The 17,554-nt window shown below is 59.9% G+C and carries 16 protein-coding genes; 12 read left to right on the top strand and 4 right to left on the bottom strand.

All coding sequences use genetic code 11. The features are described from left to right. Positions 1-4: 4 nt before the first annotated feature. From pilW to ACA068_RS23800, 9 genes are all read left to right on the top strand, one after another. Entirely contained in the window at positions 5-763 is a 759-nt protein-coding gene (gene pilW / locus ACA068_RS23840; RefSeq protein WP_497305235.1) for a type IV pilus biogenesis/stability protein PilW, read from the top strand. Continuing rightward, positions 763-1,818, top strand: a complete 1,056-nt coding sequence (locus tag ACA068_RS23835; RefSeq protein WP_497305233.1) for a RodZ domain-containing protein — start codon at positions 763-765, stop codon at positions 1,816-1,818. The genes pilW and ACA068_RS23835 overlap by 1 nt, the downstream gene beginning before the upstream one ends. Before the next feature lie 3 nt (positions 1,819-1,821). After that, positions 1,822-2,931 (top strand): flavodoxin-dependent (E)-4-hydroxy-3-methylbut-2-enyl-diphosphate synthase, encoded by a 1,110-nt coding sequence (ispG, locus tag ACA068_RS23830; RefSeq protein ID WP_133840204.1) that lies wholly within the window; start codon positions 1,822-1,824, stop codon positions 2,929-2,931. A gap of 37 nt (positions 2,932-2,968) precedes the next feature. After that, complete coding sequence (hisS, locus tag ACA068_RS23825; protein WP_497305231.1) at positions 2,969-4,258, top strand: histidine--tRNA ligase; 1,290 nt, start codon at positions 2,969-2,971, stop codon at positions 4,256-4,258. A 42-nt stretch (positions 4,259-4,300) separates the two neighbouring features. After that, a complete protein-coding gene (locus tag ACA068_RS23820; RefSeq protein WP_109634605.1) occupies positions 4,301-4,942 on the top strand; it encodes a tetratricopeptide repeat protein in 642 nt (213 codons plus the stop codon). Next, on the top strand, positions 4,935-6,086 hold the full coding sequence (gene bamB / locus ACA068_RS23815) for an outer membrane protein assembly factor BamB (RefSeq protein WP_497305229.1): 1,152 nt from the start codon (positions 4,935-4,937) through the stop codon (positions 6,084-6,086). The genes ACA068_RS23820 and bamB overlap by 8 nt, the downstream gene beginning before the upstream one ends. 140 nt (positions 6,087-6,226) lie before the next feature. Further along, positions 6,227-7,696: a ribosome biogenesis GTPase Der gene (gene der, locus ACA068_RS23810; protein WP_008147761.1), complete on the top strand. Its 1,470-nt coding sequence runs from the start codon at positions 6,227-6,229 to the stop codon at positions 7,694-7,696. A 309-nt stretch (positions 7,697-8,005) separates the two neighbouring features. After that, a complete protein-coding gene (locus ACA068_RS23805) occupies positions 8,006-9,154 on the top strand; it encodes a pyridoxal phosphate-dependent aminotransferase (RefSeq protein ID WP_497305227.1) in 1,149 nt (382 codons plus the stop codon). Then, positions 9,142-9,933: an amidohydrolase gene (locus ACA068_RS23800; RefSeq protein ID WP_497305225.1), complete on the top strand. Its 792-nt coding sequence runs from the start codon at positions 9,142-9,144 to the stop codon at positions 9,931-9,933. Before ACA068_RS23805 ends, ACA068_RS23800 begins: the two co-directional genes overlap by 13 nt. Positions 9,934-10,136: 203 nt before the next feature. On the opposite strand, the gene leuA is transcribed toward ACA068_RS23800, so the two are convergent. Then, positions 10,137-11,816, bottom strand: a complete 1,680-nt coding sequence (gene leuA / locus ACA068_RS23795; protein WP_497305223.1) for a 2-isopropylmalate synthase — start codon at positions 11,814-11,816, stop codon at positions 10,137-10,139. Between the two features lie 397 nt (positions 11,817-12,213). Between leuA and ACA068_RS23790 the strand changes: the two genes are divergently transcribed. Beyond that, on the top strand, positions 12,214-12,570 hold the full coding sequence (locus tag ACA068_RS23790; RefSeq protein WP_497305221.1) for a hypothetical protein: 357 nt from the start codon (positions 12,214-12,216) through the stop codon (positions 12,568-12,570). A gap of 52 nt (positions 12,571-12,622) precedes the next feature. Here the strand turns inward: ACA068_RS23790 and ACA068_RS23785 are convergent, their stop codons facing one another. The 3 genes from ACA068_RS23785 to ACA068_RS23775 form a co-directional block, all read right to left on the bottom strand. Next, positions 12,623-13,444 (bottom strand): peptidoglycan DD-metalloendopeptidase family protein, encoded by an 822-nt coding sequence (locus ACA068_RS23785; protein WP_497305220.1) that lies wholly within the window; start codon positions 13,442-13,444, stop codon positions 12,623-12,625. A gap of 3 nt (positions 13,445-13,447) precedes the next feature. Further along, on the bottom strand, positions 13,448-14,827 hold the full coding sequence (gene xseA, locus ACA068_RS23780; RefSeq protein ID WP_497305218.1) for an exodeoxyribonuclease VII large subunit: 1,380 nt from the start codon (positions 14,825-14,827) through the stop codon (positions 13,448-13,450). An 86-nt stretch (positions 14,828-14,913) separates the two neighbouring features. Next, complete coding sequence (locus tag ACA068_RS23775; RefSeq protein ID WP_497305216.1) at positions 14,914-15,864, bottom strand: LysR family transcriptional regulator; 951 nt, start codon at positions 15,862-15,864, stop codon at positions 14,914-14,916. A 100-nt stretch (positions 15,865-15,964) separates the two neighbouring features. Here ACA068_RS23775 and ACA068_RS23770 point away from each other — a divergent pair, with 100 nt between their 5' ends. Together ACA068_RS23770 and ACA068_RS23765 are read left to right on the top strand one after the other, a co-directional pair. Continuing rightward, positions 15,965-16,732, top strand: a complete 768-nt coding sequence (locus ACA068_RS23770; protein WP_497305214.1) for a sulfite exporter TauE/SafE family protein — start codon at positions 15,965-15,967, stop codon at positions 16,730-16,732. Between the two features lie 171 nt (positions 16,733-16,903). Continuing rightward, positions 16,904-17,452, top strand: coding sequence for a sugar ABC transporter ATPase (locus tag ACA068_RS23765; RefSeq protein ID WP_462046887.1), 549 nt, complete (start codon positions 16,904-16,906; stop codon positions 17,450-17,452). Positions 17,453-17,554: the final 102 nt, after the last annotated feature.

Raw genomic sequence — 17,554 nt, 5'->3', positions numbered from 1 at the left:
CTCTATGTCCCTGCGCTTCGCGCTGCTTTTGCTCTTGGCCAGTCTTTGTGCTGGTTGCGTCCTGTCGGGCGATTTCAACCCGATGAAAACCAGCAAAGGTCGCGACGAAGCGCGTACTGCCTACGTGCAACTGGGCTTGGGATACTTGCAGCAAGGCATGACCGAACGAGCGAAAGTGCCGTTGAAGAAAGCCTTGGACCTGGATGACTCGGATCCCGATGCCAATGCGGCGCTTGGATTGGTGTTTCAGGCTGAAATGGAACCTGAACTGGCAGACCAGCACTTTCGCAAGGCGCTGTCTTCCCGTCCCGACGATGCTCGAATCCTCAATAACTACGGCAGCTTTCTTTTCGAAGAAAAACGTTACAAAGAGGCTTACGAGCGCTTTGAACAGGCCGCCGCCGATACCCTGTATCCTGAGCGTTCGCGGGTGTTCGAGAACCTGGGCATGACCGCTTCGAAGCTGGGGCAGCGTGATCTGGCCCAGCAGCAACTGGAAAAAGCCCTGCGTTTGAACCGCCAACAACCGCGTGCATTGCTGGAAATGGCTGAGTTGTCCTTCGAAGACAGGCATTATGTGCCCGCGCGTGACTACTACGATCGTTTTAGCCTGCTCACCGAGCAAAATGCACGTAGTCTATTGCTCGGCGTTCGGCTGGCAAAAGTGTTTGAAGATCGCGACAAGGCCGCCAGTTTTGGCCTGCAACTAAAACGACTCTATCCCGGTACGCCGGAATATCAGCAATACCTGTCGGAGCAATGATGAAAGCGGCGCATCCCGAAGTTGTAGCAGCGAATCGCGTTAACCCCGGTGACACTTTGCGCCAGGCCCGCGAAAGCAATGGCTGGTCGCTGGCCGAAGTGGCCCTCAAGCTCAACCTCACCGTTAATTCCTTGAGTAATCTGGAAGCCGGCGCTTTCGACAAGCTACCGGGGCACACCTTTGCTCGCGGTTATATTCGCGCGTATGCCAAATTGTTGGGCATGGACCAGACCGTTCTGGTGCAGCAGTTCGACCAATCCACCGGTACCGATTCCCAGGGCAGCAACGTCCACAGCCTTGGGCGTATCGAAGAACCAGTTCGGGTTTCCCACACTATTTTGCGCATTGTCAGCCTGCTGTTGCTGATCGCAGTGATTGGCGGTGGTTTTGTCTGGTGGCAGGATCAAACCTCGCTGCGCACCAAGGACCTGATCACCCCGAGCCCGGAGCACGTCGAAGTCGAAGGCGCTGACGGCACCACCCAGATCCACCCGCTGGACGAGCCGGAAGATCAGGCCGTCGCGCAAGGCCAGGCTGAAGGTGCAACCGCGCTTGCGTTGCCGCAATCCGAGAATTCCACTGAAGCACCGGCCGAGGCTGAAGCCACTGTACCTGCCGCCGCGCCGACTGCACCTGCCGCCGCGCCGACTGCACCTGCTGCCCCTGCCCCTGCCGCACCGGCGCACAGCACCGTTCCGGTTGTCGCGACTCCCGTAGCGCAGGCTCCGACGGCTCCTGTTGTATCGACCCCGCCTGCAAGTGCTTCGGTGACGCCGACCATTCCCGCTCCAGCACCGGCAGCTCCGGTTGCCGGCCAGGGTCAGGTTCAATTGCAGTTCACCGCGGATTGCTGGACGCAAGTGACCGATGGCACCGGCAAAGTGCTGTTGAGCGGCCTCAAGCGCAAAGGCGAAAGTGTTTCCGTCAGCGGCAAGCCGCCGTTTGCCGTGCGTCTGGGCTTCGCCCGTGGCGCGCAGGTCAGCTACAACGGGCAGGCGGTTGATGTCGCTCCGTTCACCAGTGGCGAGACTGCTCGCCTGAAGTTGGGTCAATAAGTCATGCACGGCGAATCTCCAATCAAACGTCGCGAATCCCGCAAGATCTGGGTCGGTAACGTGCCCGTTGGCGGCGATGCGCCTATCGCTGTTCAGAGCATGACCAACAGCGACACCAATGACGTGGCCGCCACCGTGGCCCAGATCAATCGCCTGGAAGCGGCTGGCGTCGATATCGTGCGGATTTCCGTGCCAGACATGGACGCCGCCGAAGCCTTTGGCAAGATCAAGCAACTGGTCAAGGTGCCGCTGGTTGCCGACATCCACTTCGACTACAAGATTGCGCTGCGCGTAGCCGAACTGGGTGTTGACTGCCTGCGGATCAACCCGGGCAACATCGGTCGTGAAGACCGCGTGCGCGCGGTGGTCGATGCCGCCCGTGATCGCGGGATTCCGATCCGCATCGGCGTCAATGCCGGTTCCCTGGAAAAAGACCTGCAAAAGAAATACGGCGAGCCGACCCCGGCGGCGCTGGTCGAGTCAGCCCTGCGTCACGTCGAACACCTTGAACGCCTGAATTTCAAGGATTTCAAGGTCAGCGTGAAGGCCTCCGACGTGTTCATGGCCGTCGCCGCCTACCGCCTGCTGGCCAAGGAAATCGTCCAGCCGCTTCACTTGGGCATCACCGAAGCCGGTGGTTTGCGCTCAGGCACAGTGAAATCCGCCGTGGGCCTCGGTATGCTGCTCGCCGAAGGGATTGGCGATACTATTCGCATCTCGTTGGCGGCCGACCCGGTCGAGGAAGTGAAAGTCGGCTACGACATTCTCAAATCCCTGCACCTGCGTTCCCGTGGCATCAACTTCATCGCCTGCCCGAGCTGCTCGCGGCAGAACTTCGATGTGGTCAAAACCATGAACGAGCTGGAAGGGCGCCTCGAAGATCTGCTGGTACCGCTGGATGTCGCGGTCATCGGTTGCGTGGTCAACGGGCCGGGCGAAGCCAAGGAAGCCCATATCGGCTTGACCGGCGGTACGCCAAACCTGATTTACATCGACGGCAAGCCGGCGCAGAAACTGACGAATGACAATCTGGTGGATGAGCTTGAACGCTTGATCCGCCAGAAAGCGGCCGAAAAGGTCGAGGCCGACGCGGCAGTTATCGCCCGCGGCTGAGCCCGACTGAAGAGCCGAACGAATTTAAGGATTTATAGTGAGCAAGTCTCTGCAAGCCATACGTGGCATGAACGACATCCTGCCCGAACAGACCCCCCTGTGGCGTCATTTCGAGGGCACCGTCTCGCGTCTGCTGGATAACTACGGTTACAAGCAGATCCGCATGCCGATCGTCGAGTTCACCGAGCTGTTCAAGCGCTCCATCGGTGAAGTGACCGACATCGTCGAAAAAGAGATGTACACCTTCGACGACCGCAACGGCGACTCCCTGACCCTGCGCCCCGAAGGCACGGCGGCCTGCGTGCGTGCGGTGCTCGAGCACGGCATCACCGGCGGCGGCCAAGTGCAGAAACTCTGGTACATCGGCCCGATGTTCCGTCACGAACGTCCGCAAAAGGGCCGTTACCGCCAGTTCCACCAGATCGGTTGCGAAGTCTTCAACCTCGACGGTCCGGACATCGACGCCGAGCTGATCGTGCTGACCTGGCGACTGTGGGGCGAGCTGGGCATCCGTGATGCGGTCAAGCTCGAGCTCAACAGCCTGGGCACCGCCGAGTCCCGTGGTCGTTATCGCGAAGCGCTGGTCGAGTTCCTGTCGGCCCGCCTGGACAAGCTGGACGAAGACAGCCAACGCCGTATGAAGACCAACCCTTTGCGGGTGCTCGATACCAAGAACGCCGACACTCAAGCGGTTCTGGTCGACGCGCCGAAAATGGCCGACTACCTGGATGAAGAATCCCGCGTGCACTTCGAGGGCCTGAAGGCTCGTCTGGACGCGGCGGGCATTCCTTACGTGATCAACCCGAAGCTGGTTCGCGGGCTGGATTACTACAGCAAGACCGTTTTCGAATGGGTCACCGACAAGTTGGGCGCCCAAGGCACCGTGTGTGCCGGTGGTCGTTACGACGGTCTGGTGGAGCAGATGGGCGGTAAGCCGACCCCGGGCGTTGGTTTCGCCATGGGTATCGAGCGCCTGGTTCTGTTGCTTGAAACCCTGGAGCAGATCCCGCAAGAGATTTCCCGTCAGGTCGACGTTTACCTCTGCGCCTTCGGCGAAGCCGCCGAGCTGGCCGGTCTGGCCCTGAGTGAACGTGTGCGTGATCAATTGCCCAACCTGCGCCTGCAAGTCAATGCCGGCGCCGGAAGCTTCAAAAGCCAGTTCAAGAAGGCCGACAAGAGCGGTGCGCTGTATGCGCTGATCCTCGGTGACGACGAAATGGCCCAGCAAGTGGTAGGTTTCAAACCCCTGCGTGGCCAGGGCGAACAACAAAGCATTGCCTGGGATGCGCTTGCTGCACACCTGGCCACCTGCGTCGTGCAGGGTTGAAGCTGTCATAAACAGCCGATTTAGCGATTAAGGAGTATTGGGGTGTCGAGTACCGAAGACGAAAACCTGGCAGATTTGAAGGACTGGTGGACACGCAACGGCAAGCCCCTGGTCACTGGCGGCCTGTTGGCGCTGGTCATCGTGTTCGGCTGGCAGGCTTTTCAGAAGTATCAGAGCAATCAGTCGCAAGGCGCCTCGATTCTCTATCAGCAATTGCTCGAAACCACGCTGACGCCTGATGGCAAGCCTGATGCCGCCCGTGTTTCGGACCTGGCCGGCAAGCTCAACAGCGAGTTCGGCGGTAGCGCCTATGCACAGTACGGCAGCCTGTTCGTGGCGAAAGTCGCGGTCGACAGCGGGAAGCTGGACGACGCGGCCACCGAGCTGAAAGCCATCGTTGCCAAACCGGCCAACCCGGCGCTGGGCGAAATCGCCCGTCAGCGTCTGGCGCAGGTGCTGGCCGCGCAGAACAAGGTCGATGAAGCCCTGAAGCTGCTCGAAGGTGATGCGGACAAGGCGTTTCTGGCCACTCGCGAAGAACTCAAAGGCGACCTGCTGGTGCAGTTGGGTCGTACCGACGAAGCAAACGCGGCGTATCAAAAAGCCAAGGCGGCACTGTCGGATGAAGCGGCGGTCGGTGGCCTACAAATCAAGCTGGACGACCTGGCCAAAGGGGATGCGTGACGTGATCCGTTGGAAACATGCAGCATTGCTGGCTCTGGCCGTTTTGGCCGCGGGTTGCAGCAGCAACAGCAAAAAAGAACTGCCACCGGCCGAGTTGACCGACTTCAAAGAAGAAGTGGTTCTGCAAAAGCAGTGGAGTCGTTCGATCGGTGACGGTCAGGGCGAAACCTACAACATGCTGGTGCCGGCGATCGATGGCGATACCATCTATGCCGCCGACGTCACGGGTGAAGTCGTGGCGATGGATCGCAGCAATGGCGACGTCAAATGGAAGAAGGACCTTGATCTGCCTGTTTCCGGCGCCGTTGGCGTAGGTTACGGTCTGCTCACGATCGGTACGATCAAGGGTGAAATCGTTGCCCTGGACGCGATCAACGGTGAAGAGAAATGGCGCGCTCGCGTGTCCAGTGAAGTCCTCGCACCGCCGGCCAACAACGGTGACGTGGTTGTGGTTCAGACTCAGGACGACCGTCTGATCGGCCTGGATGCCGCCACCGGCACCCAGCGCTGGTTGTATGACAGCACGCCTGCGGTCCTGACCTTGCGCGGCACCAGCGCACCGATCGTCACCAACCGCTTCGCGGTGGCTGGCCTGTCGACCGGTAAAGTGGTCGCTCTCGATATTTCCAACGGCGTGCCGGTGTGGGAACAACGGGTCGCGATTCCACAAGGTCGTTCGGAACTGGAGCGTGTGGTCGATATCGACGGCGGCTTGCTGCTGTCCGGCGGTACGCTGTATGTCGCCAGCTACCAGGGTCGCGTTGCGGCACTGGATCTGGAAAGCGGTCGTCAGCTCTGGCAGCGTGATGCTTCCAGCTATGCCGGCGTCGCCCAGGGTTTCGGCAGCGTTTACGTGAGCCTGTCCTCGGGCACCGTTGAAGGCGTCGACGAACGTTCCACCACAGCGTTGTGGAGTAACGATTCGCTGGCCCGTCGTCAACTGTCGGCTCCGGAAGTGTTCTCCAGCTATGTTGCAGTCGGTGATATGGAAGGCTACCTGCATCTGCTGAGTCAGGTGGACGGTCGTTTCGTCGGCCGCGAGCGCATCGACAGCGACGGCCTGCGCGCACGTCCGCTGGTGGTGGGTGATACGATTTATGTGTATGGCAACAGTGGCAAACTGGAAGCCCTGACCATCAAGTAAAGATTTGACTATGCTTGGGGTTAACCCCCAGGCAGCCCCGTAACCATGGGGTTCGCAGCGCCCTCAAGCGCTGCCCCGAGCACCAGCCGCTGCCTCGCAGCGGCTTTTGTATTTTCTGAAATAACGAAGTGGAGAGCCGCATGGTTCCCGTAATCGCCCTGGTGGGCCGACCGAACGTCGGCAAGTCCACCTTGTTCAACCGCCTGACCAGGACTCGTGACGCCATCGTCGGCGACTTGTCCGGTCTGACCCGTGATCGCCAATACGGTGAGGCCAAGTGGCAAGGGCGTTCCTACATTCTGGTCGACACCGGCGGTATCTCCGGTGACGAGCACGGTATGGACGAAAAAATGGCCGAGCAGTCACTGCTGGCCATTGAAGAAGCGGATGTCGTTCTGTTCCTGGTAGATGCCAAGGCCGGTTTCACCGCCGCCGACCAGATGATCGCCGAGCATTTGCGCAAACGTAACAAGCGTTCTTACGTGGTTGCCAACAAGGTCGACAACATCGACCCTGAAATGGCCCGCGCCGAATTCGCCCCGTTGGGCATGGGCCACGCGATCCCGATCGCCGGTGCTCATGGTCGTGGCATCACCCAGATGCTGGAAATCGCCCTCAGCGACTTCCCGAAAGACGATGACGAGCTGGAAGAAGGCGAGGAAGAGATCGTTGCCGAAGGCGAGGAAGCCAAGCGCATTCCTGGTCCTAGCGAAAAAGACGGGATCAAGATCGCGATCATCGGCCGCCCGAACGTCGGCAAGTCGACTCTGGTCAATCGCATGCTCGGTGAAGACCGGGTAATCGTCTATGACGAGCCCGGCACCACCCGCGACAGTATCTACATCCCGTTCGAGCGTAACGACGAGAAGTACACGCTGATCGACACCGCCGGTGTGCGCAAGCGCGGCAAGATCCACGAAGAAGTCGAAAAATTCTCTGTGGTCAAAACCCTGCAGGCGATCAAAGACGCCAACGTGGTGATCTTTGTGATGGACGCCCGCGAAGGCGTGGTCGATCACGATCTCAACCTGCTGGGCTTCGCCATTGAGTCGGGTCGTGCGCTGGTGATCGCGATCAACAAGTGGGACGGCATGACGCCGAGCGAGCGCGACTTCGTGAAGGTCGAGCTGCAACGTCGACTGTTCTTCGTTGACTACGCCGACATTCACTTCATCTCGGCCCTGCACGGCACGGGCGTGGGCAACCTCTACGCCTCCGTACAGAACTCGTTCAAGTCTGCGGTCACCCGCTGGCCAACCAACCGCCTGACCACGATTCTGGAAGATGCGGTCGGTGAGCACGCGCCGCCGATGGTTAACAACCGCCGGATCAAGCTGCGTTATGCCCACTTGGGCGGTGCTAACCCGCCGATTATCGTGATTCACGGTAACCAGATCGAGAAAGTGCCGAAGTCTTACGTCCGTTATCTGGAAAACACTTACCGTCGTGTCTTGAAGCTGGTCGGTACGCCGATCCGCATCGAGTTCAAGGGCGGCGAGAACCCGTACGAAGGTAACAAGACCTCGCTCACCGACCGTCAGGTCAACAAGAAGCGCCGCATGATGTCGCACCACAAAAAGGCCGACAAAAAGCGCCGCGACAAGCGCTGATTCACAATTGCCTGCACATTGGTGCGGGCATCTTGTGGTCAGCGAGCTTGGTGTGGCGAGGGAGCTTGCTCCCGCTCGGTTGCGCAGCAGCCGCAATGCAGCCCACGCGGTTTAGCTGGACGAACGCGGTTGCAGGTAATGGGACCGCTTCGCGGTCCAGCGGGAGCAAGCTCCCTCGCCACAGGTTCTGTGGTGAATGGTAAGAAGAGGGGCGCCCACCAGGCGCCCTTTTTTTATGGGCGCCGGATGGGCTATCCTCGGGCTCTCCCGCGCCGCCGTTAGAGCCGGGTGTAGAGCAGGGAATCACCGATGATCACCAGTAAGCTGCCGAATGTCGGCATCACTATCTTCACTCAGATGTCTCAGCTCGCGGCGCAAACCGGGGCGATCAACCTGTCCCAGGGCTTTCCCGATTTCGATGCCCCGCAAGCCCTATGCGATGCGGTCGGTCGGCACATTGCCAATGGCCACAACCAATATTCACCGATGACCGGCCTGCCGGCGCTGCGTCAGCAGATTTCGTCGAAGATCGCCCGCACCTACGGCGTCAGCGTGGATGCCGACCATGAAGTGACGGTCACTCCCGGTGCAACTCAAGCGATCTTCTGTGCGATTCAAGCGGTTATCCACAGCGGCGATGAAGTGATCGTGTTCGATCCGTGCTACGACAGCTACGAGCCTTCGGTGGAGCTGGCCGGTGGTCGTTGCGTGCATGTGCAACTCGGTCTGAATGATTTCTCCATCGACTTTGAGAAACTCGCCGAAGCGATTACACCGCGCACCCGGATGATCGTGCTCAACGCTCCGCATAACCCAAGTGGTGCGCTGATCAGCCGTGCCGAGCTGGACCAATTGGCAGCGTTGATTCGGGATCGCGACATCTACATCGTCAGCGACGAAGTCTACGAACACCTGGTCTTCGACGGCGTGCCTCACGTCAGCGTGCTGAATCACGAAGAGCTGTATCAGCGCGCCTTCGTGGTCAGCTCCTTTGGCAAGACCTATCACGTCACTGGCTGGAAAACCGGCTACGTGGTCGCCCCGCCGGCGCTCACCACCGAGCTGCGCAAGGTGCACCAGTACGTCAGTTTCTGCGGCGTGACCCCGCTGCAATACGCCTTGGCCGACTTCATGGCCGAACATCCTGAACACGTCGAAGAACTGCCGGGTTTCTACCAGGCCAAGCGCGATCTGTTCTGCGATCTGCTGGCGCCGTCGCGTTTCAGCTTCAAGCGCGTGACCGGCACGTATTTCCAGTTGGTCGATTATTCGCAGATTCGCCCAGACCTCAATGACGTCGAGATGGCGCTGTGGATGACCCGTGAGCATGGCGTGGCGAGCATCCCGATTTCTGTGTTCTACCAGACACCACCTGAAGGCCAGCGCCTGGTGCGCTTGTGTTTCGCCAAACGCGAGGAGACGTTGCGTGAAGCAGCGGCAAAACTATGCGTGATCTGAGTGCGCTGCCCAATCTGAACGTCGCGCTGATCCAGACCACCCTGGCCTGGCACGACCGTCAGGCCAACCTGGAGCATTTCGAGCAATTGCTTGAGCAGGCTCGCGGGGCGGATCTGATCATTCTGCCGGAGATGTTCACCACCGGTTTTTCCATGGAATCGCAGACCCTCGCCGAAGCGGAAAACGGTCCGACCAGCAAATGGCTGCGCGTCCAGGCGGCGAAACTCGATGCGGTGATTACCGGCAGCGTCATCGTCCAGGCCGCCGATGGCAGCCACCGCAATCGACTGTTGTGGGCGCGGCCGGAAGGGGAAGTCTGGCACTACGACAAGCGTCACCTGTTTCGCATGGCCGGCGAGCACAACCATTACACACCGGGCGAGCGCCAGGTGCAGTTCGAGCTCAAGGGCTGGCGAGTGCGACCGCTGATTTGCTATGACTTGCGTTTCCCGGTCTGGAGCCGCGATGCACAGGACACCGACTTGCTGCTTTACACCGCCAACTGGCCCGGAGCGCGCCGTCAGCACTGGAACCGTTTGCTGCCAGCGCGGGCGATTGAAAACCTCTGCTACGTGGCGGCGGTGAATCGTATCGGTACCGACGGCAAAGGCTTTGCCTACACCGGTGATAGCCAGGTACTGGATTTCCAGGGTGAAACATTGCTCAGTGCCGGTGAAGCCGATGGCGTGTTTCAGGTGGTATTGAATGCTGCGGACCTTCAGGCCTACCGCACGCGCTTCCCAGCCAATCTGGATGCCGACACGTTCGAGTTCACCTGATATCTCGGCAGCCTGAGCCGGCCTCATCGCGAGCAGGCTCACTCCCACAGTGGATCGCGTGAATAGAGATTTTGTGTGCACCCGAAGCCTCCTGTGGGAGTGAGCCTGCTCGCGATGAGGCCATGACAGGCACCATAAAAATGCCAGGCAAACAAAAGGCCCCGAGGTTCTCACCCCGGGGCCTTTTGCATTGCATCGCAGACTTACGCCGCTTTTGCTTCCGGCTGGCTCAGGGAGCGGTTCAGCGCGCTGAACAGGGCCTTGAAGCTCGCGGTAGTGATGTTTTCATCGATACCGACACCATGCACCGCACGCTCACCGTTCACACGAAGTTCAATGTAGGCCGCCGCCTTGGCATTGGTGCCCGCGCCGATCGCGTGTTCGTTGTAGTCCATGATTTCCACCGGAATCGGCAGGCCGGCCACCAGGGCTTCCAGCGCGCCGTTGCCCTTGCCGCGCCAGTGCAGGTTGGTTTCGCCCTGGCCTTTGCCCGAGACTTCCACTTCCACGGCACTGTGACCGTTTTCTTCCTGCAGGCGATGGCTGACCAGCGCATACGGGGTGTTGGCCTGCAAATACTCGCTGTGCAGCAAGGCGTGGATCTGTTGGGCGGTCATCTCCAGACCGAGGCGATCGGTTTCACGCTGTACAACCTGGCTGAACTCGATCTGCATGCGACGCGGCAAGCTGATGCCGTATTCCTGTTCCAGCAAGTAGGCGATACCACCCTTGCCCGATTGGCTGTTGACGCGGATCACCGCCTCGTAGCTGCGGCCGATGTCGGCCGGGTCGATCGGCAAGTACGGCACTTCCCACAGGGCGTCCGGTTTTTGCTGGGCGAAGCCCTTGCGGATCGCATCCTGGTGGGAGCCGGAGAACGCGGTGTGAACCAGGTCGCCGACGTACGGGTGACGCGGATGCACCTGAATCTGGTTGCACTCTTCAACGACCTTGCGCACGCCGTCGATGTCGGAGAAGTCCAGCTCAGGGTGAATGCCCTGGGTGTAGAGGTTCAACGCCACGGTCACGAGATCGACGTTACCGGTACGCTCGCCGTTGCCGAACAGGCAGCCTTCGACACGGTCGGCGCCGGCCATCAGGCCCAGTTCGGTGGCCGCAACGCCCGTGCCTCGGTCGTTGTGGGTGTGCAGGCTGATGATCACGCTGTCACGACGGTTGATGTGACGGCCGAACCATTCGATCTGGTCGGCATAGATGTTCGGGGTCGCGCATTCGACGGTGGCTGGCAGGTTGAGAATCACCTTGTGCTCAGGCGTCGGGTTCCAGACTTCGATGACCGCGTCGCAGACTTCCTTGGCGAATTCCAGTTCGGTCGCGCTGAAGGTTTCCGGCGAGTATTCGAAGGTCCACTGGGTGTTCGGCTGCTGGGCGGCGTATTTGACGAACAGCTTGGCCGCGTTCACGGCAATGGCCTTGACCCCTTCCTTGTCCTGGTTGAAGACAATGCGGCGGAAGGACGGGGAGGTCGCGTTGTACAAGTGAACGATGGCTTTCTTCGCCCCGCGCAGGGATTCGAAGGTTCGCTCGATCAAGTCTTCACGGCCCTGGGTCAACACCTGAATGGTGGTGTCGTCCGGGATGTGGTTGCCTTCGATCAGGGTGCGCACGAAGTCGAAGTCGGTCTGCGAAGCGGCCGGGAACGACGCTTCGATCTCTTTCACACCGACCTGCACCAGGGTCTTCCAGAAACGCAGTTTCTTGACCGCGTCCATTGGCTCGATCAGCGACTGGTTGCCGTCACGAAGGTCGGAGCTGCACCAGATCGGCGCTGCGGTGATGGTCTTCGATGGCCAGGTGCGGTCCGGGATATCGATGGTCGGGAACGCGCGGTATTTCGAAGACGGGTCTTTGAGCATGCTCATCGGGAAATCCTTATTGTGTGGGCCGAAAAAAGGCGGCCTGCCGGTGGATCAAATGTTCTTGGGGAAAAGCGTGGGGCGAGGCACCGCGATTCAGCCTGGCAGTCGTGCACTGACGAGGCACAGGCTGCGGTGCTGGCGAAGCTGAATGAGGGTGTGAGAGGTTTTCATGCCTTCAACCCTAACCGCCGTGGTTGAGGATGGCAAGCAGTCGAAAAAAATTGAGAGGAATACCCGAAAAAGCGAAATTGTCGCGATTTTATTGTTCTAAATGACGATGTTTGTCTGGATGCTTGCCCTAGGTTCCAGCGATGCGCAATCGAAGACTTTAGCTGATGGGCCGTATCAGCGCAGCTATTCTTAAAGCCTCAACAGGTCGACCGGCACGCAGGAGTCAGCCATGAACGAGTCGGATTGGAAGCTTTATAGTGCGTTGCGCCCGAAGGCGCATGAACGGATGTGTGTTCGGATCATGGAGGAGGTCGAGCGTACGGTTCTGGACAGAAGCCAAGCGCCTTATGATCGGATCGAAGCCAGCGAAGAACTGCTGAAGGCCGGGCAAAAGGAGCTGTATTGGGCGTTTGGCGTTTTCCGGTTTTCACGCCATGAGGCCCAATCTCACTTACTGGGATTGTGCGCCCGCGAGTTGATCACGGCTGAAGAATTGGCTGGCTTCTCGCAAGACACTCAAACATGGATCAACCATTGTCTGGCGGACCGGGAGGTCCATGGGATTGAGGACCTGGATGCTGAATAAGCGGCGGCAGTAATGGCCTCTTCGCGAGCAGGCCAGTCGCCTCAAAGAAGATTCAGGGTTGGAAAGCACCGATAAAAATCGCCGGATCCACCCGCGCATCATTCAGGCTGACGTTCCAGTGCATATGCGGCCCGGTCGCCCGCCCGGTGGCGCCGACTTTCCCGACCACACCGCCGCGAGCCAGTTGCTGCCCGACCTTCACATCAATCTTCGACATATGGCAGAACATGCTGATAAAGCCCTGCCCATGATCGACAAACACCGTATTGCCATTGAAGAAGTAGTTGCCGATCAGGATCACCTTGCCCGCCGCCGGGGTCTTGATCGGTGTGCCGGCGCCCACGGCGAAATCCAGGCCTGAGTGGGGGTTGCGCTCTTCGCCATTAAAGAACCGGCGCACACCGAACTTGCTCGACAGCGGCCCGTTGACCGGTTTGTCCAGCAGCAGGTTGCTCGGGGTGTTCGGACTGAACGTGCGGTAGGCGGCGATTTGCTCGGCCAGTTCGCGCTCGATGCGCTTGAGATTGTCCGGGTCTGGATTGACCTGTTGGGTGTTTTTCAAGGTGATGCGCTGTTCCGGGTATTTCTTGTTGCCGACCGTGAAATTCAAATTACGACCGCCGCTGCTGATCGACTGGGCGCCCGGCTTGACGGTCAATGGCACGCCGACAATCGCCAGCCAGTTGCTCTGTTCCTTGACCACCAGCACCGGCTTGCCTTGGTAACTGGCTTTTGGCGCCTGGGCCGAAGCCCCCAGATCTACGACGGCAACGCCACCCGGCACCGGTTTGTTCAGCAGGCGGGTGATGTAACTGTCGGCGTGGGCGTTGAAGGTCAGGCACAGCAACAACAGCGGAGCTAAAAAACGCGGCATGGATCAATCCAGTAAAGAAAGGGTGACAGGCGTCAGGTGATTGTCTTCGACCCGAACGTGCAGCTCGCCGTCGCCCAGTTTAGCTTTCAGGCGCTGACCGGTGTGGGTTTGCTCGGCGCTGCGGATCGCGTTGCCGCGCTCATCCAGCAGAATGCTGTAGCCACGGGCGAGGGTTGCCAGCGGGCTGACCACTTGCAGCGTCTGCACCTGACTTTGCAGTTGCAGGCGACGGGATTTGAGCCCTTCGCGCATGGCCCGCGGCAGGCGCTCGGCGAAGCTGTCCAGGCGCTGACGGAGCATTGCCAGTTGCCGTCCCGGATGTTGCCCGGCGAGGCGGGTTTCCAGGCGGATCAGTCGTTCGCGGCGGGTGTTGAGGCTGCGTTCGAAAGCGCGGCGCATGCGCATGTCCAGGTCGTCCAGGCGTTGCGCTTGCTGCCGCAGACGTTCGCCGGGGTGGCGCAGGCGACGGGACATGCCTTCCAGGCGCAGCCGGTCGCGCATCAAGCGGTCGCGGATGCGCATCACCAGGCGCCGGTGCAGGCTTTCGACCCGGCGCACCAGGTCGCTGGAATCCGGTGCGAGCAATTCAGCGGCGGCGGAGGGCGTCGGGGCGCGGACGTCGGCGACGAAGTCACTGATCGAGACGTCGGTTTCATGGCCGACGGCGCTGACAATCGGTGTCACGCAGGCATCCACGGCGCGGGCTACGGCTTCTTCGTTGAAACACCAGAGGTCTTCCAGCGAGCCGCCGCCACGGGCGAGGATCAGCGCATCGAAACCGCGACCGTCCGCCAGTTTCAGCGCGCGGACGATCTGCTCGGTCGCCTCGCGGCCCTGTACGGCGGTCGGGATCAGCGTCAGCTGGACCTGCGGTGCGCGGCGGCGAAAGACACTGATGATGTCGCGAATCACCGCGCCAGTCGGCGAACTGATAATGCCGATACGCTGCGGATGCGCCGGCAACGGCACTTTGCGCTCGGCGCTGAACAGGCCTTCGGCGCTGAGTTTTTCCTTCAGTGCATCGAAAGCCAGACGCAGCGCGCCGTCACCGGCCGGCTCCACGGTGTCGAGAATCAGCTGATAGTCGCCACGTCCCTCGAACAGCGAAACCTTGCCGCGCACCTTGACCGCCAAGCCGTCCTTCAGCGCTTGGCGAACCCGCGCCGCGTTCTGCCGAAACAGCGCGCAACGCACCTGGGCGCCGCTGTCCTTGAGGGTGAAATACACATGGCCGGACGCCGGTCGGGCGAGGTTGGAGATTTCGCCTTCGACCCAGATGTTGCTGAACACGTCTTCGAGCAACACCCGCGCGCGGCCGTTGAGCTGGCTGACAGTCAGGACTTCACGGTCCAGACCGAGTCTTGCAAAGGGATCTTTAATCATGGGGCGCAGTTTAAAGGCATTCGCATGCGAATCTCCATCAGCCAACGCAAATCCCTAGTGGGAGCGGGCTTGCTCGCGAAGGCGGATTAACATTCAACATTGATGTCGACTGACACACCGCCTTCGCGAGCAAGCCCGCTCCCACAGGGATCTGTGCTGGTTTTGATGAAGTGTTGGACCAGCGTCGTGGGATTCTGCCGGCAGGCCAGGGCGACGGTGCTGTGGCAATCCGGGTCGGCCAGGGGCAGAAAGTGGATGTCGGGCGGCGCGATGTCCTGCATCGATTCCGGTAGCAGAGCAATGCCGAACCCGGCCTGAATCAGTTGAAGTTGCGTGGTTTTGCGCGACACCACCCGCGCCGCTTTCGGGAAAAATCCTTGGCGCATGCACAACTCGGCGGACAGGTAACTCAACCCGCCACGCTGCGGATGAGGAATAGAGATAAACGCTTCATCCTTTAACTGCGCCAGATCGATGCCTTGCCCTGAGTTATCCACAGCCAGTCGATGATTCGGCGGCACCGCCAGCAACAAACGCTCGCTATATAAAGGAACAATCTGCACGCCTTCACGCTGGCGCAGCACCGGCAAACGCAGCAGTCCGACGTCCAGCCGATTGTCAGCCAGCGCTTCAAGTTGCGCTTCGGAAGACAGCTTGGAGATTTCCATGGACACACCGACATGTTGGTCCAGATAGTCGCTGATGCCTCGCAGCAGGCGTCCGCTCATGGGCACGGTGCTGGAATGGCTGAGGCGCAAGGTGCCGAGCTCTCCATTGCCGACCTGAGTGGCCATGTCGCTGGCCTTGGCCAGTTCGTTCAGCAGGTTTCTGGCCCGGGGCAAGAAGGCTTCACCGGCCGCTGTCAGTCGGGGCTGGCGTGCGGTGCGTTCGAACAATAACGTTTGCAACCGGGTTTCCATGTCCTTGATTTGCCGGCTCAGGGCCGACTGAGCAATGAACAGTCGTTCGGCCGCGGCGCTGAAACTCCCGCAGTCGGCGATTTCCACGAAGTAACGCAATTGGCGGGTTGAAAGCACCAGACATGCCTTTTTGAGATGGGTGGGTGGCTTTGAAGATATTAGTCGCAAGACTCGGCGCTGGCTAAAGTCGTCACAGGTATTCAAGGGAGCCGTGCAGATGAATGTGCTTGAGTTGTTGACCCAATGGCCATTCGGCGCCACGGATTGGCTGGTGATCGGATTGGGCATCGCGCTGGCCTATATCGTGTTTGGTATCGCCGGATTTGGCACCGCGTTGGTGGCGGGGCCGATTCTGATTCTGTTCATGCCGCTGTCGAAGATCGTGCCGTTGCTGGTGCTGCTGGATTTCGTCGCAGCCTTTGGCAATCTGCTGCCGTCGCGGCGGGATGTGGCAAAACCCGAGCTGCTGCGTCTGCTGCCCTGCATGGCCGTGGGCTGCACGTTGGGGGTGATCTTTCTGCTGAACCTTAAATCCGATGTGTTGTTGCTGTTGATGGGGCTGTTCATCAGCGCCTACGCGATTTACAGCCTGTGGGTCAAAACCCGCCCTACGCAATTGTCCGCCGGTTGGGCCGTGCCGATGGGCACGGTGGGCGGGCTGTTCGGAGCGTTGTTTGGCAGTGGCGGCTTTTTATATGCGATCTACTTGAACAGTCGCCTGCCCAAAGAGACGGCCCGGGCGACCCAGAGTGCGCTGATCAGTTGCAGCACCGTGGTGCGTTTGAGCCTGTTTGCCGTCGCGGGTGTCTATGCCGAGCTACCCTTATTGATATTGGCCGTGTGTTTGTTGCCGGCCATGGCATTGGGGCTGTGGATCGGCCGGTGGTTGACCATGAAATTGTCCCGCGAGGCGTTCGTGCGGCTGGTGACCTGGTTGGTGCTGGCGAGCGGGATTGCCTTGATCGGGCGTTATTTGAGCACTTGACCGGATTTCGTCAGGGATTAAGCTGCGGGCCGTTCCGACGCCTTCGCGGGCAAGCCTCGCTCCTACAGGATTTATGTCGTTCGCAACTTTTCCTGTAGGAGCGAGGCTTGCCCGCCAAGGCGTCAGTAAGAACACCGCAGAAACATCCAATTGACGCAGTAGGCTTGCACCATGAATTCGCAAAGCATCATCGTCCCGAAAATCTCCACGCTACCGGTGCACGAACCCCGGGCCCGGGCGGTTGTGCGCTGGCTGGTGCGCAAGAACATCATCAAGGAAGAGCTGACCACTTGCGGCCGCACCGGTAATCGCATGGCTCACGCTATTGGCGACGGTGCCCGCGCCGTGGTGTTGCATCCCGAAGCGCTGCCGTTCGGCGAGCCGATCAATGGCCTGGAGATCATCACCAAGCGCTGCATTTATACGCCGGCCAAGGGTTTTCTCGAGGAGGCGGGCTGCGCCGAGTGCCGCAAGGAAGTCGGCGAAGCACTGTTCGAAAGCCTGGAAGAGTGGATGCCGGGTCGCACCGATAACTTCACTTGCCCGGAATGCGGGCATGAAGACGACATCAACGGGTTTCTTTTCCTGCAGGAGTGCGGCTTCTCGAACCTGGGGTTCATCTTCAACAACTGGGCCGAGGCCGGGTTCAAGCAGAGCTTTATCGATGAGTTTGCCGATTGGCTGGATCAGCCCGTCAGTTGGGTGAAAGTCGAGTTGTAGGAAGCGACAATCCCCGTATATCAGTAATGCTAATAATAGACAGAGTTTTACATTGAACCCGAGGGGGTGTCTGACTATAATGGCGCGCTTCCATTTTCCCGC

The sequence above is a fragment of the Pseudomonas sp. LBUM1660 genome (genome assembly GCF_059695935.1).
The sequence above is the reverse complement of the archived record's forward strand: the minus strand, read 5'-3'. Positions and strand labels throughout refer to the sequence as shown.

Bases quoted from the DNA above. Each gene is read 5' to 3' on its own strand.
- xseA (WP_497305218.1), bottom strand. From the start codon at position 14,827: ATGATTAAAGATCCCTTTGCAAGACTCGGTCTGGACCGTGAAGTCCTG.
- ACA068_RS23770 (WP_497305214.1), top strand. From the start codon at position 15,965: ATGAATGTGCTTGAGTTGTTGACCCAATGGCCATTCGGCGCCACGGAT.
- leuA (WP_497305223.1), bottom strand. From the start codon at position 11,816: ATGAGCATGCTCAAAGACCCGTCTTCGAAATACCGCGCGTTCCCGACC.
- ispG (WP_133840204.1), top strand. From the start codon at position 1,822: ATGCACGGCGAATCTCCAATCAAACGTCGCGAATCCCGCAAGATCTGG.
- bamB (WP_497305229.1), top strand. From the start codon at position 4,935: ATGCGTGACGTGATCCGTTGGAAACATGCAGCATTGCTGGCTCTGGCC.
- ACA068_RS23805 (WP_497305227.1), top strand. From the start codon at position 8,006: ATGATCACCAGTAAGCTGCCGAATGTCGGCATCACTATCTTCACTCAG.
- ACA068_RS23835 (WP_497305233.1), top strand. From the start codon at position 763: ATGAAAGCGGCGCATCCCGAAGTTGTAGCAGCGAATCGCGTTAACCCC.
- ACA068_RS23765 (WP_462046887.1), top strand. From the start codon at position 16,904: ATGAATTCGCAAAGCATCATCGTCCCGAAAATCTCCACGCTACCGGTG.
- ACA068_RS23785 (WP_497305220.1), bottom strand. From the start codon at position 13,444: ATGCCGCGTTTTTTAGCTCCGCTGTTGTTGCTGTGCCTGACCTTCAAC.
- ACA068_RS23800 (WP_497305225.1), top strand. From the start codon at position 9,142: ATGCGTGATCTGAGTGCGCTGCCCAATCTGAACGTCGCGCTGATCCAG.
- der (WP_008147761.1), top strand. From the start codon at position 6,227: ATGGTTCCCGTAATCGCCCTGGTGGGCCGACCGAACGTCGGCAAGTCC.
- pilW (WP_497305235.1), top strand. From the start codon at position 5: ATGTCCCTGCGCTTCGCGCTGCTTTTGCTCTTGGCCAGTCTTTGTGCT.
- ACA068_RS23790 (WP_497305221.1), top strand. From the start codon at position 12,214: ATGAACGAGTCGGATTGGAAGCTTTATAGTGCGTTGCGCCCGAAGGCG.